The 25,026-nt window shown below is 65.5% G+C and carries 20 protein-coding genes and 3 pseudogenes; 15 read left to right on the top strand and 8 right to left on the bottom strand.

The window, feature by feature from the left end:
* Together recG and G6N24_RS14200 are read left to right on the top strand one after the other, a co-directional pair.
* Positions 1–2,220 carry an ATP-dependent DNA helicase RecG gene (recG, locus tag G6N24_RS14205; RefSeq protein WP_085157703.1) on the top strand — a complete coding sequence of 740 codons (2,220 nt, stop codon included), beginning with the start codon at positions 1–3 and terminating at the stop codon, positions 2,218–2,220.
* Positions 2,217–2,930 (top strand): HNH endonuclease family protein, encoded by a 714-nt coding sequence (locus tag G6N24_RS14200; protein WP_085157705.1) that lies wholly within the window; start codon positions 2,217–2,219, stop codon positions 2,928–2,930. Before recG ends, G6N24_RS14200 begins: the two co-directional genes overlap by 4 nt.
* A 92-nt stretch (positions 2,931–3,022) precedes the next feature.
* On the opposite strand, the gene G6N24_RS14195 is transcribed toward G6N24_RS14200, so the two are convergent.
* On the bottom strand, positions 3,023–3,871 hold the full coding sequence (locus G6N24_RS14195) for an aldo/keto reductase (RefSeq protein ID WP_139822228.1): 849 nt from the start codon (positions 3,869–3,871) through the stop codon (positions 3,023–3,025).
* A 6-nt stretch (positions 3,872–3,877) separates the two neighbouring features.
* Positions 3,878–4,120: pseudogene (locus tag G6N24_RS14190) on the bottom strand (aldo/keto reductase); the annotation flags it as partial.
* A 163-nt stretch (positions 4,121–4,283) separates the two neighbouring features.
* On the opposite strand from G6N24_RS14190, the gene G6N24_RS14185 reads away from it, so the two are divergent.
* The 7 genes and pseudogenes from G6N24_RS14185 (at position 4,284) to coaD (ending at position 11,434) form a co-directional block, all read left to right on the top strand.
* The gene (locus G6N24_RS14185) at positions 4,284–5,402 is read left to right on the top strand and encodes an alpha/beta hydrolase (RefSeq protein ID WP_085157707.1); all 1,119 of its coding nucleotides are present in this window, start codon (positions 4,284–4,286) and stop codon (positions 5,400–5,402) included.
* Between the two features lie 88 nt (positions 5,403–5,490).
* Complete coding sequence (locus G6N24_RS14180) at positions 5,491–6,255, top strand: DsbA family protein (protein WP_085157709.1); 765 nt, start codon at positions 5,491–5,493, stop codon at positions 6,253–6,255.
* Between the two features lie 8 nt (positions 6,256–6,263).
* Positions 6,264–6,881, top strand: coding sequence for a vitamin K epoxide reductase family protein (locus G6N24_RS14175; protein ID WP_179963432.1), 618 nt, complete (start codon positions 6,264–6,266; stop codon positions 6,879–6,881).
* Between the two features lie 11 nt (positions 6,882–6,892).
* Entirely contained in the window at positions 6,893–10,303 is a 3,411-nt protein-coding gene (locus G6N24_RS14170) for a pyruvate carboxylase (RefSeq protein ID WP_085157713.1), read from the top strand.
* Positions 10,300–10,866 (top strand): 16S rRNA (guanine(966)-N(2))-methyltransferase RsmD, encoded by a 567-nt coding sequence (gene rsmD, locus G6N24_RS14165; protein ID WP_085157773.1) that lies wholly within the window; start codon positions 10,300–10,302, stop codon positions 10,864–10,866. Before G6N24_RS14170 ends, rsmD begins: the two co-directional genes overlap by 4 nt.
* Before the next feature lie 17 nt (positions 10,867–10,883).
* Positions 10,884–10,955, top strand: a pseudogene (locus G6N24_RS14160) (16S rRNA (guanine(966)-N(2))-methyltransferase RsmD); the annotation flags it as partial.
* Positions 10,952–11,434 carry a pantetheine-phosphate adenylyltransferase gene (gene coaD / locus G6N24_RS14155; protein ID WP_085157715.1) on the top strand — a complete coding sequence of 161 codons (483 nt, stop codon included), beginning with the start codon at positions 10,952–10,954 and terminating at the stop codon, positions 11,432–11,434. The pseudogene G6N24_RS14160 and the gene coaD, both read left to right, overlap by 4 nt.
* Positions 11,435–11,486: 52 nt before the next feature.
* Here coaD and G6N24_RS14150 read toward each other — a convergent pair whose 3' ends face one another.
* Positions 11,487–11,672: a hypothetical protein gene (locus tag G6N24_RS14150; protein ID WP_085157775.1), complete on the bottom strand. Its 186-nt coding sequence runs from the start codon at positions 11,670–11,672 to the stop codon at positions 11,487–11,489.
* Positions 11,673–12,442: 770 nt separating this feature from the next.
* Positions 12,443–13,339 (bottom strand): formyltetrahydrofolate deformylase, encoded by an 897-nt coding sequence (gene purU / locus G6N24_RS14145; protein ID WP_085157777.1) that lies wholly within the window; start codon positions 13,337–13,339, stop codon positions 12,443–12,445.
* A 380-nt stretch (positions 13,340–13,719) separates the two neighbouring features.
* Between purU and G6N24_RS14140 the strand changes: the two genes are divergently transcribed.
* A complete protein-coding gene (locus tag G6N24_RS14140) occupies positions 13,720–14,985 on the top strand; it encodes a glycosyltransferase (RefSeq protein WP_085157717.1) in 1,266 nt (421 codons plus the stop codon).
* A 32-nt stretch (positions 14,986–15,017) separates the two neighbouring features.
* Complete coding sequence (locus G6N24_RS14135) at positions 15,018–15,818, top strand: class I SAM-dependent methyltransferase (RefSeq protein ID WP_085157719.1); 801 nt, start codon at positions 15,018–15,020, stop codon at positions 15,816–15,818.
* 27 nt (positions 15,819–15,845) lie between these two features.
* Here the strand turns inward: G6N24_RS14135 and G6N24_RS14130 are convergent.
* The 4 genes and pseudogenes from G6N24_RS14130 to G6N24_RS14115 form a co-directional block, all read right to left on the bottom strand.
* A pseudogene (locus tag G6N24_RS14130) lies at positions 15,846–16,232 on the bottom strand (permease); the annotation flags it as partial.
* Entirely contained in the window at positions 16,184–16,354 is a 171-nt protein-coding gene (locus G6N24_RS14125; RefSeq protein WP_179963431.1) for a hypothetical protein, read from the bottom strand. The gene G6N24_RS14125 and the pseudogene G6N24_RS14130, both read right to left, overlap by 49 nt.
* A gap of 150 nt (positions 16,355–16,504) precedes the next feature.
* Positions 16,505–17,761, bottom strand: a complete 1,257-nt coding sequence (locus G6N24_RS14120) for a saccharopine dehydrogenase family protein (RefSeq protein WP_085157721.1) — start codon at positions 17,759–17,761, stop codon at positions 16,505–16,507.
* Positions 17,762–17,773: 12 nt separating this feature from the next.
* Positions 17,774–18,586 (bottom strand): phthiotriol/phenolphthiotriol dimycocerosates methyltransferase, encoded by an 813-nt coding sequence (locus tag G6N24_RS14115; RefSeq protein ID WP_085157723.1) that lies wholly within the window; start codon positions 18,584–18,586, stop codon positions 17,774–17,776.
* Between the two features lie 135 nt (positions 18,587–18,721).
* Between G6N24_RS14115 and G6N24_RS14110 the strand changes: the two genes are divergently transcribed.
* From G6N24_RS14110 to G6N24_RS14095, 4 genes are all read left to right on the top strand, one after another.
* A complete protein-coding gene (locus G6N24_RS14110; RefSeq protein WP_085157725.1) occupies positions 18,722–19,870 on the top strand; it encodes an LLM class flavin-dependent oxidoreductase in 1,149 nt (382 codons plus the stop codon).
* 422 nt (positions 19,871–20,292) lie between these two features.
* Entirely contained in the window at positions 20,293–22,044 is a 1,752-nt protein-coding gene (locus G6N24_RS14105) for an AMP-binding protein (protein WP_232070567.1), read from the top strand.
* A gap of 142 nt (positions 22,045–22,186) precedes the next feature.
* Entirely contained in the window at positions 22,187–22,822 is a 636-nt protein-coding gene (locus G6N24_RS14100; protein WP_085157729.1) for a chorismate--pyruvate lyase family protein, read from the top strand.
* Between the two features lie 58 nt (positions 22,823–22,880).
* Positions 22,881–24,998 carry a p-hydroxybenzoic acid--AMP ligase FadD22 gene (locus tag G6N24_RS14095; protein ID WP_085157731.1) on the top strand — a complete coding sequence of 706 codons (2,118 nt, stop codon included), beginning with the start codon at positions 22,881–22,883 and terminating at the stop codon, positions 24,996–24,998.
* Positions 24,999–25,026: the final 28 nt, after the last annotated feature.

Genomic DNA, 25,026 nt, shown 5'->3' with positions numbered 1-25,026 from the left:
GTGGTCTCACTGAGCGATCGACTGGATCGCGTGCTGGGCGCCAAGTCCGCCGTTCCCCTCGACGAGGAATTCGGCATCCGGACCGTGGACGACCTGCTGCGGCACTATCCGCGCAGCTACGTCGAGGGCGCGACGAGGGTGGGCGCCGATGGTACGCGGCCCGAGGAGGGTGAGCACATCACCATCGTCGACGTCATCACCGATACGAAGTCGTTCCCGATGAAGAAGACCCCGAAGCGGAAGTGTCTCCGGATCAGCGTCGGTGCCGGCCGCAACAAGGTGACCGCCACCTTCTTCAACGCGGACTACATCATGAAAGACCTCACCAAGCACACGCGGGTCATGCTGTCCGGGGAAGTCGGCTACTTCAAGGGGGCCATGCAGCTCACACACCCCGCGTTTCTCATCCTCGACTCGCCGGACGGGAAGAACCGCGGCACCAAGTCGCTGAAAAGCATCGCCGATGCCTCCAAGGCCATCAGCGGCGAGCTAGCCATGGAGGAGTTCGAGCGCCGCTTCTTCCCCATCTATCCGGCTAGCACGAAGGTGCAGAGCTGGGACATCTTCAAGTGCGTGCGTCAGGTGCTCGACGTGCTTGACCCGGTGGCCGATCCGTTGCCCGCGGACCTGCGCGCCGAGCACTGCCTGATCTCCGAGGACGAAGCCCTGCGCGCCATCCACCTCGCCGAGAGCGAGTCCGAACGCGAGCGCGCGCGCCGGCGGCTCACCTTCGACGAAGCCGTCGGCCTGCAATGGGCGCTGGTCGCTCGCCGGCACGGTGAGCTGTCGGAGTCAGGCCCCTCGGCACCGCCGCGCGTTGATGGTCTGGCGGCCGAACTGCTGCGGCGGCTGCCGTTCGAGCTGACGGCGGGACAGCGCGAGGTGCTCGACGTGCTGTCCGACGGGCTCGCGTCGAACCGCCCGATGAATCGTCTGCTGCAGGGTGAGGTCGGATCGGGCAAGACGATCGTCGCGGTGCTAGCCATGCTGCAGATGGTCGACGCCGGTTACCAGTGCGCCCTGCTGGCACCGACGGAAGTCCTTGCCGCACAACATCTGCTGTCGATCCGTGACGTGCTGGGCCCATTGGCGATGGGGGGCCAGCTGGGTGGCGCCGACGATGCCACCCGGGCAGCGTTGCTCACCGGCTCGATGACGGCGGCGCAGAAAAAGCGAGCTCGTGCCGAGATCGCTAGTGGTCAGGTCGGCATCGTGATCGGCACGCACGCGCTGCTGCAGGATGCGGTGGACTTCCACAACCTGGGCATGGTGGTGGTCGACGAGCAACACCGGTTCGGTGTCGAGCAGCGAGATCGGTTGCGCGCCAAGGCGCGTGCCGGTATCACGCCGCACCTGTTGGTGATGACCGCGACGCCGATCCCGCGCACCGTCGCACTCACCGTCTACGGCGACTTGGAGACCTCGACGCTGCGCGAGCTTCCGCTCGGGCGTCAGCCGATCGCCACCAACGCCATCTTCGTCAAGGAAAAGCCCGCCTGGCTCGACCGGGCCTGGCAGCGCATCCTCGAGGAGATCGCCGAAGGCCGCCAGGCCTATGTGGTGGCGCCCCGGATCGACGAGACCGACGACCCGCACGAGGGTGACGAGGGCGGTCGCCCATCGGCGACCGCGGTGGGTCTTTTCGATCGGTTGCGTTCTGGTGAATTGGCGAAACTGCGGCTGGCGCTCATGCACGGAAGGTTGTCGGCCGACGAGAAGGACGCCGCGATGGCGGCTTTCCGGGTGGGTGAGGTCGATGTGCTGGTGTGCACCACCGTGATCGAGGTGGGCGTCGACGTCCCCAACGCCACGGTCATGCTGGTGATGGACGCCGACCGCTTCGGAATCAGCCAGCTGCATCAGCTGCGCGGCCGCATCGGCCGGGGCGAGCATCCGAGCCTGTGTCTGCTGGTCAGTTGGGTGCCGCCCGATTCGCCGGCGGGACGGCGGCTGCGTGCGGTCGCCGCGACAATGGACGGGTTCGCCCTCGCCGACCTGGATCTGAAGGAGCGCAAGGAGGGAGATGTGCTGGGCCGCAACCAGTCCGGCAAGGCGATCACGCTGCGGTTGCTGTCGTTGGCCGAGCATCAGGTGTTCATCGAGGCCGCCCGGGATTTCTGCACGCACGCCTACGACGACCACCGCCCGCATCCCGGATTGGCGCTGCTGGCAGCACGATTCACCGACACCGACCGCATCGAATACCTGGACAAGTCATGAACCGCAAAATGCTGCTGGGGCTGGCGGCGACCGCGGGCCTTGCGCTCGTGGTCGCCTATCAGACGCTGGGGTCATCGGCGGCCAGGCACGCCCAGGAGTTCGCCGCGCGCGCTGACATCCCGACCGTGCAACCCGGTACCGATGTGCTCGCCGGCATCGCCGTGCTGCCGCAGCGGATCCACCGCTATGACTACCGCCGGGCGGCCTACGGCGACGCCTGGGACGACAACAACGACGCCCCGCTCGGGCACAACGGGTGCGACACCCGCGACGACATCCTCGACCGCGATCTCGTCGACAAGACGTATGTGTCGATCAAGCGGTGCCCGAATGCCGTGGCCACCGGCATCCTGCACGACCCGTACACCAACACCGTCATCGCTTTCCAGCGCGGCGCCAAGGTCGGCGAATCGGTGCAGATCGACCACATCGTGCCGCTGGCGTACGCGTGGGACATGGGGGCCAGCGGCTGGGCCGATCCCGAACGGCTGCGGTTCGCCAACGATCCGGCGAACCTACTGGCCGTCCAGGGCCAAGCGAATCAGGACAAGGGCGACTTGCCGCCCGCTCAGTGGATGCCGCCCAACACCGCGTTCGCGTGCCAGTACGCCATGCAATTCATCGCCGTGCTGCGGGGCTATTCGTTGCCGGTGGACCAGGCGTCCGCGGGCGTCCTGCGAAAAGCCGCGGAAACCTGCCCGACGGCATAGCGGCGCTGGGCCGGTTCGCCGCCGACAGTGAATCTGACGACGCGACTCGCCGACGAAACGTCGTGAGGTTCACAGTCGTCGGTTCGAAACGGCTACGTTCCGGCGTAGGTCAGCGGGTCCTCCCGCACCCGGGTGCCGTCGTTGAGTCCGTTCAGCCGATCCATATGCTCGGTCGCCAATTCGAAATCGAAGACGTCGAAGTTGCTGGCGATGCGCTCGGGTTTCGTCGAACGGAAAATCACCGCATTACCGAGCTGCAGGTTCCACCGAAGCAGCACTTGCGCCGGGGTGCGGTCGTATTCGGCGGCCACCGATGTGACGGTCGGATTGTCCATCAGCCTGCCCAGAACCAACGGGGTATAGGACTGTGTGACGACGTTGTGCTGCGCATTTGCTGTCCGCAGTTCGAGCTGGTTGAGCAGTGGATGCAGCTCGATCTGGTTGACCGCCGGTGTGAAGAACGTGAGATCGATGACGTTCGAGAGATGCTCCTCGGTGAAGTTGGACACGCCGATCGAGCGGGTATGCCCGTTCCCGCGCGATTGGATCATGCCGCCGAAGGCATCCACGTACTTCCCCACCGACGGGGCCGGCCAGTGGATCAGGTAGAGGTCGACGTAATCGAGGCCGAGTCGCTCCAGGCTGGCCTTGCAAGCTTCCTGCGCGCTGGTGAAGCCGTGGTCCGCGGTGGCCAGTTTGGTGGTGACGAACAGCTCCGCGCGCGGAATGCCGGAGGCCGCGATCGCGCGGCCGACCGCGGCTTCATTGCCATAGACCGCGGCGGTATCGATGAGCCGGCAACCGATTTCCAGGGCCGCCGACACCGCGCGTTCGGTCTCGTCCTCGGACAATTCCGCCACGCCGAGGCCAAGCACCGGCATCGTGTTTTCGTCATTGAGGGCTATTGAGGGTATGGCGGCGGCGCCCGACTCGCCAGTCACGTCATCTCACCTGCCTGTGAAATTGAATGTTCTCGGATCAGGACCAAGTCGGGGCCGACATCTTGCGAGGAGATCGACGCCCGTTTCGGCGCCGAGTTCGAGGCGCTGAGTTCGAAGTCGAACACGTCGAAGTTGCTCGCAATCCGTGCGGGTTGACCGACTGGGGATCACGATATTACCGAGTTGAATATGCCACCTAATCAACACCTGGGCAGGTGTTCGCCCGCGGCCTTCGGTGACGGCGTTTACTTGGTCACCACGTACAGTTGGTCGCGGGGAACGCCGGAGTCGGCTCGATATCCCGGTGACCGAGGCGCAACGCGGCGGCGGCGTCTGGAAAACTCCAAGCCCGACGGTGGGGATCGAAAGACGGCCTTTCAGCGTGACCCCGCAGTTATCGAGGGAGCAGCCCATGACCAAGAGTTTGCCAGGCGCGCAGGACCTCCACCTCGGAGCACGGCCCACGCCGATTCGGTGGACGAGTCGCGTGCAGAGCACCGTCATCAACGTTGGCGTCAAGGCCATTCCGTGGATCCCGGAGCGCGCCAAGCGGCTGCTAACGGGCGGCCGGGCGGTCGTCATCGACGGCAATACGCTTGATCCCACGCTGCAATTGATGCTGTCGAGTCTGCGGGTCGTCGGCATCGACGGCCTGGTCGTCGACGACGACGCGGCCGCTTCCCGGGCCCAGTTTCGCCAGAGCATGCACGACTTTCCCGGCCCGCAGATTCATGTCGAGGTGCGCGAAACGTCGATACCAGGACCGGCCGGCGAACTCCGGGCGCGGCACTACAGCCCGCCCAACGACGTGGCCGCGCCGTTGCTGGTCTTCTACCACGGCGGCGGCTGGGTAATCGGCGACCTGGACACCCATGACGCCCTGTGCCGGTTGACCTGTCGCGACGCCGGCATCCACGTGCTGTCGATCGACTATCGCCTGGCCCCGGAGCATCCGGCCCCGGCCGCGGTTGACGATGCTTACGCGGCCTTCAAGTGGGCGTACGAGCACGCCGAGGACCTCGGCGCGGTCGCGGGGAAGGTCGCGGTCGGCGGGGACAGCGCGGGCGGCAACCTCGCGGCCGTCGTGTGCCAACTGGCGCGCGATGACGGGGGCCCGGCCCCCGTGCTGCAGTGGCTGATCTACCCGCGTACCGATTTCACCTCTCGGAGCCGATCGCTGAGCCTGTTCGGGCACGGTTTTTTGCTGACCAAACGGGACATCGATTGGTTCGAGGCTCAATATTTGCGGGCTGCCGGGATCGACCGCGCCGACCCCCGGGTGTCGCCGTTGCTGGCCGAGTCGCTGTCCGGGCTGGCGCCGGCGCTGATGGCGGTCGCGGGTTTCGACCCGCTGCGCGACGAGGGCGAGAGCTACGCCGCCGCACTGCGGGCCGCCGGGACCCCGGTCGACTTGCGTAGCCAGGGTTCGTTGACGCACGGCTTCGTCAATCTGTTTCAGCTCGGGGGCGGCAGCGCCGCCGGGACCAGCGAGCTGATCTCGGCGCTCCGTGCGCACCTGAGCCGGGCCTGAGCTGGCCGTTGTTTGCCGCCGGTACTCTAGAGGCGCCGTCGCCCAACCGCGCTCGGGCAAAATCCAGTACCGGAGGATCAGCGAACCTGTGGCCGACAAACCTAAACGTCCCCCGAAATTCGACTTGAAGAACGCCGACAGCGGGTTCGGCCGGCTTCTCCAGATCGGGGGCACCGCGCTCGTCGTCATCTTCGCGGTCGTCCTGGTGTTCTACATCGTGACGTCGCACCACAAGGACGGCGGCGCCGAGGGTGCGGGCGGCGCGGTGCGCGTGACTTCGAGCAAGTTGGTCACCCAACCCGGCACCAGCAACCCCAAGGCCGTCGTGACCTTTTACGAGGACTTCTTGTGTCCGGCGTGCGGCAATTTCGAGCGGAATTTCGGCCCGACGGTGTCCAAACTCATCGACGTCGGCGCCATTGCGGCCGATTACGACATGGTCGCCATTCTGGACAGCCCGCGGAACCAGAACTATTCGTCGCGGGCGGGCGCCGCGGCGTATTGCGTCGCCGATGAATCCATCGATGCGTTCCGTCGTTTCCATGCCGCGTTGTTCAGTGCGGACCTGCAGCCCGCTGAAGGCGGCAAGAACTTCCCCGACAACGCGCGGCTGATCGAAATCGCCCGCGAAGCCGGCGTCGTGGGCAAGGTCGGCGACTGTATCAACAGCGGGAAGTACATCGCCAAGGTTGAGGGGGCGGCCGCCGCGGCAAACGTGCGCGCGACCCCGACGATCAAGATCAACGGCACCGACTACGACCCGACTACTCCGGACGCGCTCGTCGCCAAGATCAAAGAAATCGTCGGCGACGTGCCGGGCCTGGACGCCGCCGTAACCCCCGCGGCGTCGTGACCGGTGCGGTGTCAGCTCACCTCGCCGAACCACCCGGCGACCTGACACCGCGTGAGGTATGGGTTCCCACGCTCAGCGCGTGGTGGCTGCTGATCGCGGGTGTGATCGGCCTGGGTGCCTCGATGACGCTGACGGTGGAGAAGATCAGGATTCTGCTCAACCCGTCCTATGTGCCCTCGTGCAACGTCAACCCGATAGTGTCGTGCGGCTCGGTGATGGTGACCCCCCAGGCGTCACTGCTGGGCTTCCCCAACCCGCTGGTCGGCATCGCCGCCTTCACCGTGGTGCTGGTCACCGGCGTGTTGGCGGTGGCGAAAGTGCCTCTGCCCCGGTGGTATTGGATCGGGCTGACGGTTGGGACGCTGATTGGTGCGGCGTTCGTGCACTGGCTGATCTTCCAGAGCCTGTACCGCATCGGGGCGTTGTGCCCGTATTGCATGGTGGTCTGGGCCGTCACCATCACCCTGCTGGTCGTGGTCTCCTCCATCGCGTTTCGGCCGGCGAGCCAAAGCCGCGTCGCGCGGGCGGCCCACCAGTGGCGATGGTCGATCGCCGCGCTCTGGTTCACCGCCGTGTTCCTGCTCATCATGGTGCGGTTCTGGAATTATTGGTCGACACTCGTCTGAAAGGCCAAGGGTTGATCGCCAAGGTGCTCGTCGCCAATCGCGGGGAGATCGCGATCCGCGCATTCCGCGCCGCCTACGAGTTGGGTGTTGCCACCGTGGCCGTGTACCCATACGAGGACCGTAATTCGCAGCATCGCCTCAAGGCCGACGAGTCATATCAAATCGGTGAGATCGGCCATCCGGTGCGGGCGTACCTGTCCGTCGACGAAATCGTCGACACCGCCCGCCGCGCGGGCGCCGACGCCGTCTACCCCGGTTACGGATTTCTTTCGGAGAACCCGGATTTGGCGGCGGCATGCGCGGCCGCGGGCATCACGTTCGTCGGCCCCAGCGCCGAAGTGCTTGAGCTGACCGGCAATAAGTCCCGGGCCATCGCGGCGGCCCGCGCGGCCGGCTTGCCCGTACTCATGTCGTCGGCACCGTCGGCTTCGGTCGACGAGCTGGTGGCAGCCGCGGATGACATGCGATTTCCGTTGTTCGTCAAGGCGGTCGCCGGCGGCGGGGGCCGTGGCATGCGCCGCGTCAGCGATATCGCGGCGTTGCCCGAAGCGATCGCAGCCGCCAGCCGGGAAGCCGAGTCGGCGTTCGGCGATCCGACGGTCTATCTCGAACAGGCGGTGCTCAAGCCGCGTCACATCGAGGTGCAGATCCTGGCCGACACCCACGGCAACGTGATCCACCTCTACGAACGTGACTGCAGCGTGCAGCGTCGCCATCAGAAGGTCATCGAACTGGCCCCGGCGCCGAACCTGTCCGCCGAGTTGCGGATGAAGATCTGCGCGGACGCCGTCGCCTTCGCTCGCCATATCGGATACAGCTGCGCCGGCACCGTCGAATATCTCGTCGACGAAGACGGCCAGTACGTCTTCATCGAGATGAATCCGCGGATTCAGGTGGAGCACACCGTGACCGAGGAGGTCACCGACGTCGACCTGGTGTCTAGCCAGCTGCGTATCGCCGCCGGGGAGACGCTTGCCGATCTGGGTCTGCGGCAGGAGGAGATCGCACCGCACGGCGCCGCGCTGCAGTGCCGGATCACCACCGAGGATCCCGCCAACGGCTTTAGGCCCGACACCGGGCGGATCAGCGCCTTGCGCACCCCCGGCGGGGCCGGCATCCGCCTGGACGGCAGCACCAACCTCGGCGCGGAGGTCAGCGCCCACTTCGACTCCATGCTGGTCAAGCTGACCTGCCGGGGCCGCGACTTCTCGACGGCGGTGGCGCGGGCGCGCCGGGCCATCGCGGAATTCCGGATTCGCGGGGTGTCGACGAATATTCCTTTCCTGCAAGCGGTTCTGGACGACCCGGACTTTCGTGCCGGTCGCGTCGACACGTCGTTCATCGACGAGCGCCCGCGGCTGTTGACCGCGCGCGCCTCGGCCGACCGTGGCACGAAGATCCTCAACTACCTGGCCGATGTCACCGTCAACAAGCCGCACGGCACCCGGCCGTCAACGGTCTACCCGCACGACAAGCTGCCCGATGTTGACTTGGAAGTCCCCCCGCCCGCCGGATCCAAGCAACGGCTGGTCGAGCTGGGACCGGCGGGCTTCGCGCGTTGGCTTCGGGAGTCGGCGGCCCTGTGCGTTACCGACACGACATTTCGTGACGCCCACCAATCGCTGTTGGCCACCCGGGTGCGCACCAGCGGATTGGGTGGGGTGGCACCCCATCTCGCGCGGACCATGCCGCAGCTGTTGTCCGTGGAGTGTTGGGGCGGTGCGACTTACGACGTGGCGCTGCGTTTCCTCAAGGAGGACCCCTGGGAGCGGCTGGCCGTACTGCGGGAACGGATGCCCAACATCTGCCTGCAGATGCTGTTGCGGGGGCGCAACACCGTGGGCTACACGCCGTACCCGGAAATCGTCACGTCGGCGTTCATCGAAGAGGCGACGGCCACCGGCATCGACATCTTCCGCATCTTCGACGCACTCAACAACCTTGAGTCGATGCGCCCGGCGATCGACGCGGTACGCGAAACGGGTTCTGCGGTAGCCGAAGTCGCGATGTGCTACACCGGCGACCTGTCGGACCCGGGGGAGCGGCTGTACACCCTCGACTACTACCTGAAACTGGCCGAGCGGATCGTGGATGCCGGCGCCCACGTGCTGGCCATCAAGGACATGGCCGGTCTGTTGCGACCACCGGCGGCGCATACGCTGGTCAGCGCGCTGCGAAGTCGCTTCGACCTGCCCGTGCACGTTCACACCCATGACACACCCGGCGGCCAGCTGGCCAGCTATGTGGCCGCTTGGCAGGCCGGGGCCGACGCCGTCGACGGCGCCGCCGCACCCATGGCGGGCACCACCAGCCAGCCCGCGCTGAGCTCGATCGTGGCCGCCGCCGCGCACACCGAGTACGATACGGGCCTGTCGCTCTCGGCGGTGTGCGCGCTGGAGCCGTACTGGGAGGCGCTACGAAAGGTCTACGCGCCCTTCGAGTCCGGGTTACCCGGGCCCACCGGGCGGGTGTATCACCACGAGATTCCGGGCGGTCAATTGTCGAACCTGCGCCAGCAGGCGATCGCGCTGGGGCTGGGGGATCGCTTCGAGGAGGTAGAAGACGCGTACGCCGCCGCCGACCGGGTGCTGGGCAGGCTGATCAAGGTCACCCCGTCGTCAAAAGTGGTCGGCGATCTGGCGCTGGCGCTGGTCGGCGCTGGGATAAGCGCAGACGAATTCGCTTCTGAGCCAGGACGATTCGATATCCCCGAATCCGTGATCGGGTTCCTGCGCGGCGAGTTGGGCGAGCCGCCCGGCGGGTGGCCCGAACCGCTGCGCAGTGCGGCGCTGGCCGGCCGCGCGCCGGCCCGGCCCACCCCGCAACTGACGCCGGCCGACGAGGCCGCCCTGTCGCTAACCGGGGCGAGGCGCCAGGCCACCCTTAACCGGCTGTTATTCCCCGGCCCGACAAAGGAATTCGAGGAGCACCGGGAAACCTACGGCGACACTTCGCAATTGTCGGCCAACCAGTTCTTCTACGGCCTGCGACAGGGCGAAGAGCACCGGGTGAAGCTGGAGCGCGGGGTGGAGTTGTTGATCGGGCTGGAGGCCATCTCCGAACCCGACGAACGCGGCATGCGAACGGTGATGTGCATCATCAACGGTCAGCTGCGGCCGGTGTTGGTGCGCGACCGCAGCATTGCCAGCTCGGTTCCGGTCGCGGAGAAGGCCGATCGCGGCCATCCGGGGCACGTCGCCGCCCCGTTCGCGGGGGTCGTCACGGTGTCGGTGTCCGCCGGCGATCGAGTGAGCGCGGGCCAGACCATCGCCGCGATCGAGGCGATGAAGATGGAGGCCGCGATCACCGCACCCCACGACGGCGTCGTGGAGCGGGTGGCGGTGTCGAGCACTGTCCAAGTGGAGGGCGGAGACCTGCTGGTGGTGGTGAGTCCCCCGCAAGCGGAAGGTGTCCGCAGCTGACCAGGATCATCGGCGGCGTCGCCGGGGGCCGGCGCCTCGTCGTCCCACCCGGGGGGACCAGGCCGACCACGGATCGGGTGCGTGAGGCGCTGTTCAACATCGTGACCGCGCGGCGGGATTTGACCGGCCTGGCGGTGCTGGATCTCTATGCCGGTTCTGGCGCGCTCGGGCTCGAGGCGCTGTCCCGCGGGGCCGCGTCGGTGCTGTTCGTGGAGTCCGATCGGCGCAGCGCGGCCGTCGTTGCGCGGAATATCGCGGCGCTGGGCCTGCGGGGTGCGACGCTGCGGCGCGGCGCGGTGGCAGCCGTCCTGGCGGCCGGGACGGCGTCACCGGTGGACCTGGTGCTGGCCGACCCGCCCTACGACATCGACACCAGCGAGGTTGACGCCGTCCTGGCGGCGCTCACCACGCACGGATGGGTGCGCGAGGAAACGATTGCGGTAGTCGAGCGTGCGGCCGCGGGGCCGGAGCTGACCTGGCCGGCCGCCTGGGAACCGTGGCCGGCTCGCGTGTACGGCGACACCCGTTTGGAGCTGGCCGAACGCCGCGCAGCCACCGTGTAGCGTCATCGCACATGACCGCCGGCGACGATGCGGTGGGGGTACCACCCGCTTGCGGGGGACGGAGCGATGAGGAGGAGCGGCGCATATGACGGGCGCGGTATGTCCGGGGTCGTTTGACCCAGTGACGCTGGGCCACATCGACGTCTTTGAACGCGCAGCGGCTCAGTTCGACGAGGTGGTGGTCGCGATCCTGGTCAACCCCGGGAAAAAGGGCATGTTCGACCTCGATGAGCGGATCGCGATGATCAAGGAGTCGACGACGCACCTGCCCAATTTGCGGGTGGAGGCCGGCGAAGGGCTGGTGGTCGACTTCGTGAGGGCCCGCGGGATGACGGCCATCATCAAGGGTTTGCGCACCGGCACCGACTTCGAATACGAGCTGCAGATGGCGCAGATGAATAAGCACATCGCCGGCGTGGACACCTTTTTCGTCGCGACCGCACCGAGGTATTCCTTCGTGTCGTCGTCGCTGGCTAAAGAGGTCGCGATGCTCGGCGGTGATGTGTCGGACCTGCTGCCCGAGCCGGTGAACCGGCGGCTGCGGGTAAGGCTTTCTCGCGGGACATGAACGGACCTGGCCCCGGGACGGGACCAGGTCCGTTCGCTTGGTCCTGCGGCGATCAGCTCGGGTCGAAGCACTCGTAGAATGTCTGCGTTGCGTAGTCGTAGCAGGTGTAGGCGCCGTATGCGTTCTGGTGGGGCGGTGTCGCGATGGTGTGGCCGACGTTGGATCCGAAGACCGCCGCGCCGATCGCCGCGGCCAGCAGGGACAGGCCCGCGAGGGCGCGGATACTGGCAGTGAACATTGATACTCCCTTCGCGTCGTTGACGTTTCGGTTTGGCGGCCGTTGCCGCTGAACAAACATTGACGGCGGGCACTTGGCGAATCCTTGGAGCGTTCTGGAACGGCGCTGAGGGCCCTCGGCGGGGCGGGTTGCCGATGTGGTTGGCGTGCCGGAAGCGGCGTGCGGTCGACGGCAATATTGCTCGAGGTGTCGGTACTGGCTGACGGTCGGGTCCGGGTCAGGCGATGGCCCAGCCGGTGGGTCGGCGAGATGCTTATCGCGGAACAGCGCAGCGCCGTGCTCGATAGATGCTGCCATCGGGCCGCTGATCACGTCATCGAATTCACCCGGCCGATTCTCACGTCCCAGAGCCCGCACACCGATCCTCGCGGGCACATCGCTCGGCCACGCCGAAACCGGGCTACTGAGCTTGATCGGCGCTGTCGGTCACATCAGTCATGTGAGTCTGCGCGGGTTGGGATGTTCGTCGCGCCCATCTCCGAGCGACAAATCCCTTGCGTGCCTTAGGTTGTCGCTGCGAGGCGGGCAAACGGTGTGCCGGGCCGACCCAGGGATTCGTGGGGCAGATGTGACTACCGCGGCCCCGGGCACCACCGATCTCGTGTGAAGTGTTGGATGGCTCAGCGATGCATCAAGATTCGTCGCCTACGAACCGGGCGGCGTGCCACACAGCGGCGAATGTCGGTTCGCCACGGACTGATTGTGGAGCTGGACGTGTGCGACAAGACCCATCGGCGGTCGCGGCGCTGTCGGCGGGTAGGTGCAACTCTTTAGAAGACGATGGTCTGGTTGTCGTGCACGATGACTCGGTCCTGACAGTGCCAGAGCACGGCGCGGGACAGCACGGCGCGTTCGACGTCGGCGCCCATGCGCACTAGATCGTCGACGGTGTGATTGTGGTCGACACGAACGACGTCTTGTTCGATGATGGGCCCCTCGTCGAGAACTTCGGTCACGTAGTGAGCGGTCGCACCGATCAGCTTGACCCCGCGTTCTCGTGCGCGCTTGTACGGGGCCGCGCCGGTGAACGCGGGAAGGAACGAATGATGGATGTTGATCAGCGGACAGCCGATTGCGTCGAGGAACGCCGGCGTGAGTATCTGCATGTAGCGTGCGAGAATCACCAGATCCACGTTGCCGCTCAGCAACTGAAGCTGCCGTTGTTCGGCTTCGGCGCGAGTGTCGCGGGTGGCGGGGATGTGGATGAACGGCACACCGAAGGGCCGTACGTGCTCGGCCAGCTCGGGATGGTTGGCAATCACCATGACAACCGACATCTCAAGCTCGCCACGACGGTTGCGCCACAACAAATCTAACAAGCAGTGGTCCTCTTTGGATGCCATGATGGCGACCCGTTTGGGCTTGGCGGCCTCGGTAAACCGGTAATCGATGCCGAACTTGTCGGCCACGGTGCTGCCGAAGTCGCGTCGCAGCTCGTCGACGGCGGCGGTCAGGCCGGGCAGGTGAAAGATCGCGCGCTGCAGGAATGTCCCGCCCTCCGGCGCGGTGGAGTGCTGGTCCAGGGAAATGATGTTGGCACCGGCCCGGGCCAGGAAGGTGCTCACCGCGGCGATGATTCCGGGGCGGTCGTGGCAACGAAGCAATAGCCGACCGATATCGGCCGGCGGCGGTGGACCGCTCGGCGGCGGCGGATAGCTGTCAGACATCGCCGCAGGCCAGGATACCGCCGGCCGTCCGCCGCCAGTGAAGAATCGGGTCACCGGCGGCGCGGCAACACCGGGAAGGACGATGTGGAGCCGGGGTGGTGTCGTTCCCTGACGCGTCGGCGTGCGTGACCGGCCGTTGCATTGGCTCGGAATGAGATTTGTTGCGCCAAAGCGTAGTTCGATGTCGACGTGTTGGTCGAGCGGGGTCAGTCGACCAATATCGCCGACAAGTTCCAGCGTGGCCCGGCGGTGGTCGATGACGTCAAGCGCGCCCGCATTTGGCCAGATCTTCCCGAGCGCGCGCGCCGCGCGTGTACGCTACGGCCTCGGGAAGGGGCGTAACGATCAACGGTCGCCCGCAACTGAGAAGGGACGCGGGCATGAGTGCCGTACCGAACCCACTCGGGCTTCCCCCTCGCAGGCTGCGGATTCTGTTTGTCGCGGAAGCGGTGACCCTGGCCCACGTGGTCCGGCCGTTCGTCGTGGCGCGGTCGCTCGACCCGAGCCATTATGAGGTCCACTTCGCCTGCGACCCGCGGTTCAACGAGCTCCTGGGCCCGCTGCCGTTCCCTCACCACCCGATCCGCACCATCCCCAGCGAGCGGTTTCTCGGCAACCTGGTCCAGGGCCGTTTCTACACCACGCGGACGTTGCGGGCGTACGTCGAGGAGGACAGGAAAATGCTGGCCGCGATCGCACCGGACCTGGTCGTCGGTGACCTTCGCATTTCGCTGTCGGTCAGCGCCCGGCTGGCCGGCATCCCCTACATCGCCATCGCGAACGCCTACTGGAGTCCCTATGCCCGCCGCCGCTTTCCGCTGCCGGACGTGCTGTGGACCCGCTTGCTCGGCGTCGGGCTGGTCAAGTTCCTGTACCGCCTGGAACGCCCTTTGTACTTCGCTATCCAGTGCATGCCGCTCAACTGGGTCCGCCGCAGACATGGGTTGCCGAGCCTGGGCTGGAACCTTTGCCGCATTTTCACCGACGCCGACTACACGCTCTATGCCGACGCGCCGGAGCTGATCCCGACGTACGAGCTGCCGGCCAACCACCAGTACCTCGGCCCGATCCTCTGGTCGCCCGCCGGGAAGCCGCCGCCGTGGTGGGACTCGCTGCCGACGGACCGGCCGATCGTCTACGCGACCCTCGGCACTTCCGGCGGGAGGAATCTGTTGCAGGTGGTGTTGGACGCCCTGGCTGACTTGCCGGTGACGGTGATCGCGGCCACCGCGGGTCGCAGCGACCTGAAGAACGTGCCCGCCAACGCCTTCGTGGCGGACTACCTGCCGGGCGAGGCGGCGGCGGCCCGCTCGGCGGTGGTGGTCTGCAACGGCGGGAGCCTGACGACGCAACAGGCCCTGGTGGCCGGGGTGCCGGTCGTCGGGATCGCCAGCAACCTGGACCAGCACCTGAACATGGAGGCCATCGAGAGGGCCGGTGCGGGCATGCTGCTGCGCACCGAGCGGCTCAACGGTCGGCGGGTGGCCGCAGCCGTCGAGCAGGCGCTTGGTCGGTCCGCCTATCGGCAAGCCGCCCGGCGACTGGCCCAAGCCTTTGGACGAGACTTTCCTCGATTCGCCCAGCACGTAGAGAGGGGGCTGCGCCTCGTGTCCGACAACGTGCCCGCGACATCGCCGATCGGCTAGCCGGCCCCGACCCCCTGCGAAAGGAACCCGTCATGCGAGCAACCGAAGCTTCGAAGGCGCTCGTGTGGCGCGTCACCGAAGAGGCATGGAACACCGGCAGTTTCCACCTCGGGAAAGATCGTCATACCAACCGGATCAGGGCCGTGCGGCAGGCGCTCGATGGGCGGGTGGCGCCCGTCTACCTCGAGATCGGCGTTTCGCACGGGTTCGCATTCCGGCATATCACCGCCGACCGCAAGATCGCCGTCGATCCGGATTTCAAGCTCACGGCGCGCTCGCGCAGGCTCGCCGCCGCAACGGCGCGCGCTACCCACTACTTCGAGACGACCAGCGACGGCTTCTTCGCGAACGAGACGGCCTTCCTCGAGCAGCACGGCATCGACGTCGCCCTGATCGACGGGCTGCACACCTACAAACAGGTCGTGCGTGATGTCGAAAACACCGTGCGCTACCTGCGGGACGACGGCGTCATCGTCCTGCACGACTGCAACCCCGCGCGCGCCTCGATCGCCCGACCCGCGGCGTCCTACGCCGACTTTCGTGCGCAGAACCCATGGTGGAATTTGTTCTGGAGCGGCGATGTTTGGAAGGCGATCGTCCACCTGCGCAGCACCCGGCACGACCTGCGAATCGCGGTGCTGGACTGTGATTTTGGCGTCGGGATCGTACGAAAGGGATTAGCAGAATCGCGATTGCCCTATTCGGTGGCGCAGATCGAGGCGCTCGATTATGCGGACCTCGCCGCCGACCGGGGGCGCTTGCTCAACCTCAAGCCACCCGCGTACCTAGACGAATTTCTCGCGTCAGAGTGCCGAATCCCCCCGAAGCTCTGACAAATTCCCCGCAGCATCCCGCGGCCGCTAGTGGCCGTGATGGCTGTGATCGTGGTGGTCGTGCGCCTCTGGGTCGGGAGAGCCACCCATCATGCGCAGCATCGGGAGTCCCCCCGACCTAGGGAACCGGACGACCAGCATTGCCGCAACGACCAGAAAGACGATGTTGAGCCAGGTGGTGTAGTTCCACGAGATTTCCGCTTGCATGATCATCGCGCCGCGCTGAGTTGGGATGAGATCCGCTGTGCCGAAGATCAATTCGGTAAGGATTCCGGCGGCGACCATCGCGGCGTAGAAGGTGCCGAGCAGGGTCAGCATCATCTTCGTACCGCAGTACTTCCGGTAGATATTCAAGATCGGCAGGATCAACAGGTCCGCATAGAGCACGATGACGATGCCGCTCCTAGTCCGGCCGTGATCGCCGGGGTGCGCGGCCGGTCGTCGCCCATCAGCGCCACGATCGTCGAGTGGTGCACCACGGCCTGCACCACCGCCGACAGCGCGAAGCCCAGGTCATCGACGCCCGCCAATGCCACGTGTGCTCGATCGCCCCTAGCGCCGTGCCTGCCACACTCGGTCCTCCGCTTCGGTTGCATGTCTTGGCGATCATTGCTCAGCGGTCCCCGGCGTGCAGACTAAGAACATATACCTAAGGGGGTATATGGTCTAACCCTGGAAGGCCGGTGTCAGTTCAGCCGAGCCGTCCCCATGGACACCCCGGCGCCCGGCAGACGCGCCAGCAGCGCATCGCCCATCGCCGCGGCGGGAGTGAGCACACCGCGCAGGCCGGAGAGCCGATCGCGATCGAGCGCCAGCGCCAGGCCACTCTCGGCGAGCAGCGCGGCCGTCGAACTGTAGGCGTCGACGTGGTGTGCGAACGTCGCCAGGTAGCGAGCACCGGTCGTCGTCGTGGTGTACGTCTCGAACGTGTAGTGGCCGCGTTCCCGGGTCTTGCGGCTTGGACCGGTGCCCGGCTTCGGCGTCATGCGCTCCACCAACCGGCGGGGTAGTCGACTGAAGTATCGATTCCCCAAGCCAATGGCACCCGCGACAGCGCCGGTGACGGCCGCGGAGGCGACCGGCGCCGCCACTGACTTTCCCAGACTCATCGTCTCCGAGTAACGGAATCGCCGGCCATAGGCCCAGTCCTGTAATGCGTTGCTACGCCGGACAATTCGAGTGTTGAACGGGCCCTGCACAAATCCGCCGGTCCAGAAGCCCGCGAGCTCGGGTGCCAGGTCGAGTCCTCGGCGCCGGGGAAAATCCGGCTGCGGGCCGAGTTCTGGCTCGGCGCCTCGGTCGGTGGTCAGCGTGTACGGGTCGTTGATGAGCCGACGGGCCTCGGGGTCGCTGGATGCGGTGCGCATCGCTTCGGAATACGTGGCAACCGAGCCGCCGGAGACCCAGCGCTGGGAGAACGAGCGGAGCACGAGGTTGGTGTCGCAGAGTTCACCGGTGCCGTCGTCGATCGCCCGGCGGTAGAGCTGATAGACGTTGAGATCCGAAGGAATCGAATCGAATCCGCACGCGAGCACTATCCGGGCGCCGGTGTCGGTGGCTTGTTTGTGGTACAGGTCGATGCTGTTTCGGCAGAACATCAACTCGCCGGTCAGGTCGGCATAGTCCGTCCCGGCCTTCGCGCAGGCCGCCACCAGCGGCAGGCCGTAGCGCGTGTAGGGGCCAACGGTCGTCAGCACGACCTGGGCCCGGGTGGCCATCGCCTCGAGCGTCGACGGTTGCGACGCATCGGCGACGATCAGCGGCCAGTTCCGGGCGGTCGGGCCCATCGCGTCCCGCACGGTGCGCAGCCGCCCGCTCGACCGACCCGCCAGCGCGATCCGTGCCGTTGACCCCCTGCGTGCGAGGTGGTCGGCGGTCAACCTGCCGGAGTAGCCGGTGGCGCCGTACAAGACGATGTCGAATTCGCGATCAGCTGGGCTCATCCGGAAATCGTCTCAGTCTTTGGTGAAGCAGTACATTCGGTACGAGATATCCCCGCTTTCCAGGTAGCGGGACAACTGCGTGCCCTCTACGCCGATGTACTCGCGGCCCGCGAAGCGCAGGAAGGCCGGCATGTGGCGGTCCACCAGGTCGCGTGACTGCCGCGACTTTTTCTCGATGCCGCGCAGGACCTCGGCATTGATTTCCCGCTGTGAAAGTTGCCGCAGCCCTGCGCTGGCCAGGTCGGCCTCCCAGTCGGCGATCTCGTTGCTGGGGCGCAGATCGGCGTAGGGGAAATACCCTCCCGGGCGCAGCACCCGCACCACCTCGGCGAGGAAACGAGCGAAATGGGGGTAGCAGTGCGAGGCTTCGACATTGAGCACGACGTCGAAGGATTCGTCGTCGAAGGGCATGTTCTCGGCGTTGCCTCGCACGAAAGACAGGCCGGGCACATGGTGTCGTCTTTGGCACAACCTGATGCCGGCTTGGTTCAAGTCCAACCCCGTGTAGGAGGCCGGGTGCAAGGTGCGTGTGAGGTACGAGGCTCCGCCGCCGTGGCCGCAGCTGACCTCCAGCACTCGTTTGCCGCTCAGATCCGCCTGGGTCGCCGCGCGGTGGTACAGGTTGATGTGGACCCGGTCTGGCTCGTCGGACGCCTCCAGTGGCAGGTCCATCGGCGGATCCTCTTCGTAGGCCCAGTTGATGAACACAATTTCGTCGGCGCCGAGCCCGCGGGTCATCAGCGGGTACCAGTACCGCCAAACCCTCTTGTAGGTCGAGGTGCTTCCGACGCGGGCGAGGAGGCGGTGGGTGGGACTGAAGGCCATGGGCACGGAGTATGGCAGACACCAAACGTGCGCGATCCCGATTTGCGGCAAAGAATGGTCGCCCGACCGCGGGAGCGCGTGAGGTAACGTGCCCGCCATGACGGTCACCAACGGCGCGGCACGCGGGCACTGAGCATGGGTGGATTTCGGTACGGCTTTGTCGATGCGCTGGTGCACACCCGCCTTCCGCCGACCATGGTGCCGCGGTCGAGCATGGTGGCCGCGACGGTGATGGGGGCCGATTCGTATTGGGTCGGCGACCATCTGAACGCGCTGGTGCCGCGCTCGGTCGCGACGCGCGAATATCTCGGAGTAGCGGCGAGGCTGGTGCCCAAGATCGACGCCAACTACGAGCCGTGGACGATGCTGGGAAACCTCGCCTCCGGGAACCGGGTCAACCGCCTGCGCCTCGGCGTGTGCGTGACCGACGCGGGTCGCCGCAATCCGGCGGTCACGGCGCAGGCCGCCGCGACCCTGCATCTGCTTACCCGGGGACGAGCCATCCTCGGGATCGGTGTCGGGGAACGCGAGGGGAACGAGCCCTACGGGGTGGAGTGGAGCAAACCGGTCGCGCGCTTCGAGGAAGCCCTGGCCACAATCCGCGCGTTGTGGGATTCGAACGGCGAGCTTGTCTCGCGTGAATCGCCCTTCTTTCCGCTGCGTAACGCCCTGTTCGACCTACCGCCGTACCGCGGGAAGTGGCCCGAAATCTGGGTCGCGGCCCACGGGCCGCGGATGCTGCGGGCCACCGGACGCTACGCCGACGCCTGGATTCCCATTGTCCTGGTTCGTCCCACCGACTACGCTCGCGCGCTCGAAGCCGTGCGCGCCGCGGCCTCGGACGCCGGTCGCGACCCAATGTCGATTACCCCTTCGGCGGTGCGCGGCGTAATCACCGGCCGCAATCGCGACGACGTGGAGGAGGCGCTGGACTCGGTCATCGTGAAAATGACCGCGCTCGGAGTGCCTGGCGAGGCCTGGGCACGCCATGGCGTCGAGCATCCGATGGGGGCCGACTTCTCCGGCGTGCAAGATATTATTCCGCAAACCATGGACAAGCAGACGGTCTTGTCATATGCGGCGAAAGTTCCGGCCGCACTCATGAGAGAAGTCGTTTTCAGCGGAACGCCCGACGAAGTCATCGATCAAGTAGCGGAATGGCGCGATCACGGCCTGAAGTACCTGCTGGTGATCAACGGCAGCCTGGTTAACGCGAAACTGCGCAAGACTGTTGCGGCGAGCCTGCCGCATGCCAAGGTCCTGCGTGGACTCAGGAAGCTGTGACCACCGAGGATCGCGCCGCCGGCATTGCGAGACTCATTTAAAGCGATTGGATACCAACGGGTTTAGAGTTCGAGCCTGATCTCCTCCGGCCCGTGTCCATCAAATGGGGGTGAAGGCCACATCATCGAGACCGAGCCAGGTGTCGCGAGCCGATGGGCAGCGCTGACATCGGGAATGACGATCAGGTCAATTTCGCCCACGGGCGGCTGCGCTGGGAATCTGCTGTGGCGGTGGGCACTTATCGACCGATACGTGTGACAGGGCAGCGAAACGCCCGTACTCTACTTGCGTCAAGGGGCAAAAGGGTGGAAATGAACACGAACGCTGTGTCGTCTCGAGCTGGCGACGAGGTAGCGACGCGGCCGGCACCAGGGACGGATGGGCAAGCGGCACAACCGCAGAACACGACCACAACGCGATTCGTGACGCGCGAGTCGTCGCTTACCGATCTGCTGAGGCGGGCAGCCAGCCAGTATCCCAACCGCGCTGCGTACAAGTTCATCGACTATGAGGGCGATCCGGCGGGATTTACCGAAACCCTGACCTGGTGGCAGGTCTACCGGCGTGCGGTGATCGTCGCGGAGGAACTCGGGATCTGCGCGTCGAGCGGCGATCGGGTCGCGATCGTGGCCCCTCAAGGGCTTGAGTACATCGTTGCCTTTCTGGGTGCATTACAGGCCGGTCTCATCGCGGTGCCTCTTCCAGTGCCTCAGTTCGGCATTCACGACGAACGAATTTCGGCGGCGTTGCGGGATTCCCTGCCGACCGTCATCCTTACGACCTCGTCGGTCGTTGACGAGGTCGCAACATATGCGCCCCATGCGTGCGCCGCGCAGGGCCGTGCACCGCTCGTCATGGCGGTGGACTCGCTGGACCTGGACTCCCCGCGAGAGCTCGATGCGATCTCACATGTGCATCCGAGCACGGCATATCTGCAGTACACATCGGGGTCGACCCGTTCGCCCGCCGGTGTTGTCATCTCGCACAAGAACGTCATCACCAACTGCGCACAGCTAATGTCCGATTACTTCGGGGATTCCGAAAAGCTGCCGTCGACTGCGGTGTCGTGGTTGCCGTTCTATCACGACATGGGGTTGGTCCTGGGCATATTCCTCCCGATGATCAATCAGGACACCGCCGTGTTGCTCGACCCAATGGCATTTTTGCAACGGCCAGCCCGCTGGATGCAATTGTTGGGCAAATATCGTGGACAGGTTTCCAGCGCGCCGAATTTCGGCTTCGAATTGGCGGTGCGCAGAACATCGGATGACGATATGGCCGGACTTGATCTCGGCCACGTGCGCGCGATCGTCACGGGTGCCGAACGCGTAAACCCCGCGACGGTCGAGCGTTTCATCAACCGGTTCGCCAAGTTCAACCTCAGCGAGAGGGCAATCCGACCGTCATACGGCCTCGCCGAGGCGACGGTGTACGTGGCTACCGCCGGACCGGGACGCCCTCCGAAAGCGGTCTGCTTTGACTACCAGCACCTGTCGGCCGGTCGGGCGAAGCGCAGCGAGGGCGGCGCGAGCGACGGCGCCAAGCTGGTCAGTTACGGCGCGCCGCGGGCCTCGACAGTGCGGATCGTCGACCCCGAGACCCGGGTGGAGAGCCCGGAGGGGACGGTCGGTGAAATCTGGGTGCAGGGCGATAACGTCGCCATGGGCTATTGGCGGAACCCCCAGCTCACCGAGCGGACGTTCGGTGCGCAGCTGGTCAGTCCCGCGCCCGGGACGTTGGCGGGTCCGTGGCTGCGGACCGGAGACCTCGGCGTCATTTTCGAAGGCGAACTGTTCATCACAGGCCGCATCAAAGATCTGTTGGTCGTGGATGGGTCCAATCACTATCCGGACGACATCGAGGCGACGATCCAGGAAATCACCGACGGCCGGGTCGTCGCGATAGCCGTGCCGGACGATAGCGGCGAGCAGCTTGTCGTCATCATCGAGCTCACCCAGCGGGGCTACACGGATGCCGAGGCAACGGATGGGCTCCGCGCCGTCAAACGCGAAGTCACCTCCGCGATATCCAGGTCACACCGGGTGCGGGTCGCCGATGTCGTGATGGTGGCCCCGGGCTCGATCCCGGTCACCACCAGCGGCAAGGTTCGACGTTCGGCATGTGTGGAGCGCTACCGAAACCATGAGTTCACCCGCTTGGACGTTCCGGCATGACGACCGACGGCCGCCACGAAGCGATCGTGCACCCTCGGGCCAGGCAACGAAGCGCGTCTTGCGAACACGGCTTGCGGCGACCAGAATTGCGGAACCTCGCCTGCGTCCAACGGGGTCGCTGCTCTTACCCAAGAAATAAAATATGACCGAGCGCATCCTGTCTGATGAAAACATCCGAGGCCTCAATCGCGACCTTCGGATACTAATAGCAACCAATGGCACTCTTACCCGGATTCTCAACGTGGTCGCCAACGATGAGATCGTCGTACAAATTATCAACCAGCAGATTCACGATGTCGCGCCGAAAACACTCGAATTGGAGCAGTTACCGAGCGGCCGGGTTCTGCAGCGCGATATCTTGCTCAAGGGACGGGCCTCAGGAGACGCGCTCGTAGCCGCGGAGTCGTTGGTTGCCATTGACCTGTTACCCCCCGCAATCACGGAAAGCTTGACGCAGACGGATCGTCCTATCGGCGAGGTCATGGCGGCCAGTTGCATTGAGACCTTTAAGGAAGAGGCCACAGTCTGGGTAGGAGAATCGCCGGGTTGGCTCAAGCTCGAAGGCTATCGGAATTCGCGCGCGAAAACCGTTGCCCGGAGGTATCGCATCATTGCCGGCGGACAACCGGTCATTATTATTACCGAGTATTTTCTTCGAAGTGTATTCCAGGATGCTCTGCGTGAAGAACTGGATTATTGCCAACATTCACACATCGAAACAAGGAGTGGCGATCGATTTGTATTTAATGATCGGATCCCCAGAGGTTCCTGGCGCTGACAATGTCGGGTGGCGGACCTCGTACGTCACGGCGGAGTGCTAGGGCGGTCATCCGACAATGCGGAATGGGAATCTCGCGGGCCTGCTCGCTCAGCGGGCATCGGAAGCGGCATGGTACGACAGCCCGGCCTACTATGCGCCGGGCGTCGTCACCCATCGCCAAATCCATGACGGCGGAGCGCGTCTCGGGCAAGTGCTGAGAAACCGCGGCCTTTGCAGAGGAGATCGCGTCCTGTTGTGTCTCCCGGATTCGCCGGACCTCGTGCAGCTGTTGCTGGCGTGCCTGGCTCGTGGAGTCATAGCGTTTCTGGCGAATCCGGAGCTCCATCGCGAAGACCACGCGTTTGCCGAGCGCGACACGGAGCCGGCGCTTGTCGTCACGTCTGGCCCGCTGCGCGGTCGTTTTCAGCCGTCGGCCGTGGTGGAAGCCGCAGAGCTGCTGTCCGAGGCGACCCGAGTCGAGCCGGGAGATTACGAGCCGGTCGGTGGTGACGCCCATGCCTACGCGACTTACACCTCTGGCACTACGGGGCCGCCGAAGGCGGCGATCCATCGACACGCCGACGCGCTCATGTTTGTCGAAGCGATGTGCCGTAAAGCGTTGCGCCTCACCGCCCACGATATCGGGCTAAGCAGCGCACGCATGTATTTTGCCTACGGTCTGGGTAATTCCGTCTGGTTTCCACTTGCGACAGGTGGTTCCGCCGTCATCAATCCCTCGCCGTTAGGTGCGGAAGCGGCGGCCAAGTTGAGCGCGCGGTTTGGGCCATCGGTGCTGTACGGTGTCCCAACTTTCTTCGCGAGAGTTGTCGACGAGTGCTCTCCTGACTCTTTCCGAACGCTGCGTTGTGTGGTATCAGCGGGAGAGCCCCTTGAGGTCGCCCTCGCCGAGCGAATCACGGAATTCTTCGGCGGTATCCCCATTCTTGACGGGATCGGATCCACTGAGGTGGGGCAGACATTCGTATCGAATACTGTCGACGAATGGCGCCTGGGGACTCTGGGAAAGGTCCTTCCGCCCTATGAGATTCGCGTTGTGGCGCCGGATGGCACCACCGTCGAACCCGGGGTTGAGGGCGACCTATGGGTCCGAGGGGCATCGATCGCGCCGGGCTATTGGAATTGGCCCGATTTGCCGCTGCGAGAGGGTTGGCTCAACACGCGGGATAGGGTGCGTGTCGACGACGACGGATGGGTTACGTTCCGTTGCCGCGCGGACGATACAGAAATCGTCGGAGGGGTTAACGTCAATCCGCGAGAGGTCGAGCGACTCATTATTGAAGACGACGCGGTGGCCGAGGCCGCGGTTGTCGCAGTAAAGGAATCCACGGGAGCGTCGGTGCTGCAGGCGTTTCTGGTCCCGGCGAGCGGTGCAATCGTCGACGAGTCGATTACGCGAGGCATCCACCGGCGATTGCTCACCCGACTGTCCGCATTCAAGGTTCCGCATAGGTTTGCCACCCTCGATCGACTTCCGCGGACCCCGAACGGGAAATTGATGCGCGGCGCGCTTCGCGCGGAGGCTCCAACGAAACCGATCTGGGAAGTCCCGTTGATTGAGCCTGAGGCCGACGCGCACGCGGTGGTTGAGAACCGACCGGTGCCGAACGTGCCGATTGTTGGAGGAGACATCGGCGGGGTGACCCTCAATGAGCGGTTGGCCGTGTTGCAGCAGGAACGTCACCGGCTGGTGGTGGAGGCGGTATCCGAAGAGGCCGCGAAGATGTTGGGCGAGCCCGATCATCGGTCGGTCAATCGCGATCTCGCGTTCGCGGAGCTGGGCTTCGACTCGCAGATGACGGTCCAACTGTGCAAACGATTGGCCGCCGTTACCGGCCTGCGGTTGCCTGACGCGGTCGGGTGGGATTGCGGCTCGATATCGGGATTGGCTCGCTATGTGGACGCCGCCCTGTCCGGGTGGGACCGGGGGCTGGGCCCGGCCCCGACAACGCATACGCGCGCGAACGGCCACTCACCCATCGAAGAGGAGCTGACCAAGCTCGAAGCGATGGTGGTGTCCATCGGGGACAGCGAGAAGCAACGTGTCGCCGATCGTTTGCGTGCCCTCCTCGGCGCCATCACCGGCGGTGAGGGCGACCTGGGCAAGCGGATCCATGCGGCCTCGACCGCCGACGAGGTTTTCCAGCTGATCGATTCCGAGTTCGGCGAGTCATAAAACGAGTCATAAAAGAGGAGCAACTGAT

Origin of the sequence: Mycobacterium lacus (assembly GCF_010731535.1) — a bacterium.
Taxonomy (GTDB): domain Bacteria; phylum Actinomycetota; class Actinomycetes; order Mycobacteriales; family Mycobacteriaceae; genus Mycobacterium; species Mycobacterium lacus.
Note: the sequence above shows the minus strand (reverse complement) of the source record. Positions and strands in the feature narration are given on the sequence as shown.

Coding starts and splice junctions, on each gene's coding strand:
- purU (WP_085157777.1), bottom strand. CDS start 13,339: ATGTCTGACAGCTATCCGCCGCCGCCGAGCGGTCCACCGCCGCCGGCC.
- G6N24_RS14140 (WP_085157717.1), top strand. CDS start 13,720: ATGAGTGCCGTACCGAACCCACTCGGGCTTCCCCCTCGCAGGCTGCGG.
- G6N24_RS14110 (WP_085157725.1), top strand. CDS start 18,722: ATGGGTGGATTTCGGTACGGCTTTGTCGATGCGCTGGTGCACACCCGC.
- coaD (WP_085157715.1), top strand. CDS start 10,952: ATGACGGGCGCGGTATGTCCGGGGTCGTTTGACCCAGTGACGCTGGGC.
- G6N24_RS14200 (WP_085157705.1), top strand. CDS start 2,217: ATGAACCGCAAAATGCTGCTGGGGCTGGCGGCGACCGCGGGCCTTGCG.
- G6N24_RS14095 (WP_085157731.1), top strand. CDS start 22,881: ATGCGGAATGGGAATCTCGCGGGCCTGCTCGCTCAGCGGGCATCGGAA.
- G6N24_RS14185 (WP_085157707.1), top strand. CDS start 4,284: ATGACCAAGAGTTTGCCAGGCGCGCAGGACCTCCACCTCGGAGCACGG.
- G6N24_RS14120 (WP_085157721.1), bottom strand. CDS start 17,761: ATGAGCCCAGCTGATCGCGAATTCGACATCGTCTTGTACGGCGCCACC.
- G6N24_RS14100 (WP_085157729.1), top strand. CDS start 22,187: ATGACCGAGCGCATCCTGTCTGATGAAAACATCCGAGGCCTCAATCGC.
- G6N24_RS14150 (WP_085157775.1), bottom strand. CDS start 11,672: ATGTTCACTGCCAGTATCCGCGCCCTCGCGGGCCTGTCCCTGCTGGCC.
- G6N24_RS14135 (WP_085157719.1), top strand. CDS start 15,018: ATGCGAGCAACCGAAGCTTCGAAGGCGCTCGTGTGGCGCGTCACCGAA.
- G6N24_RS14115 (WP_085157723.1), bottom strand. CDS start 18,586: ATGGCCTTCAGTCCCACCCACCGCCTCCTCGCCCGCGTCGGAAGCACC.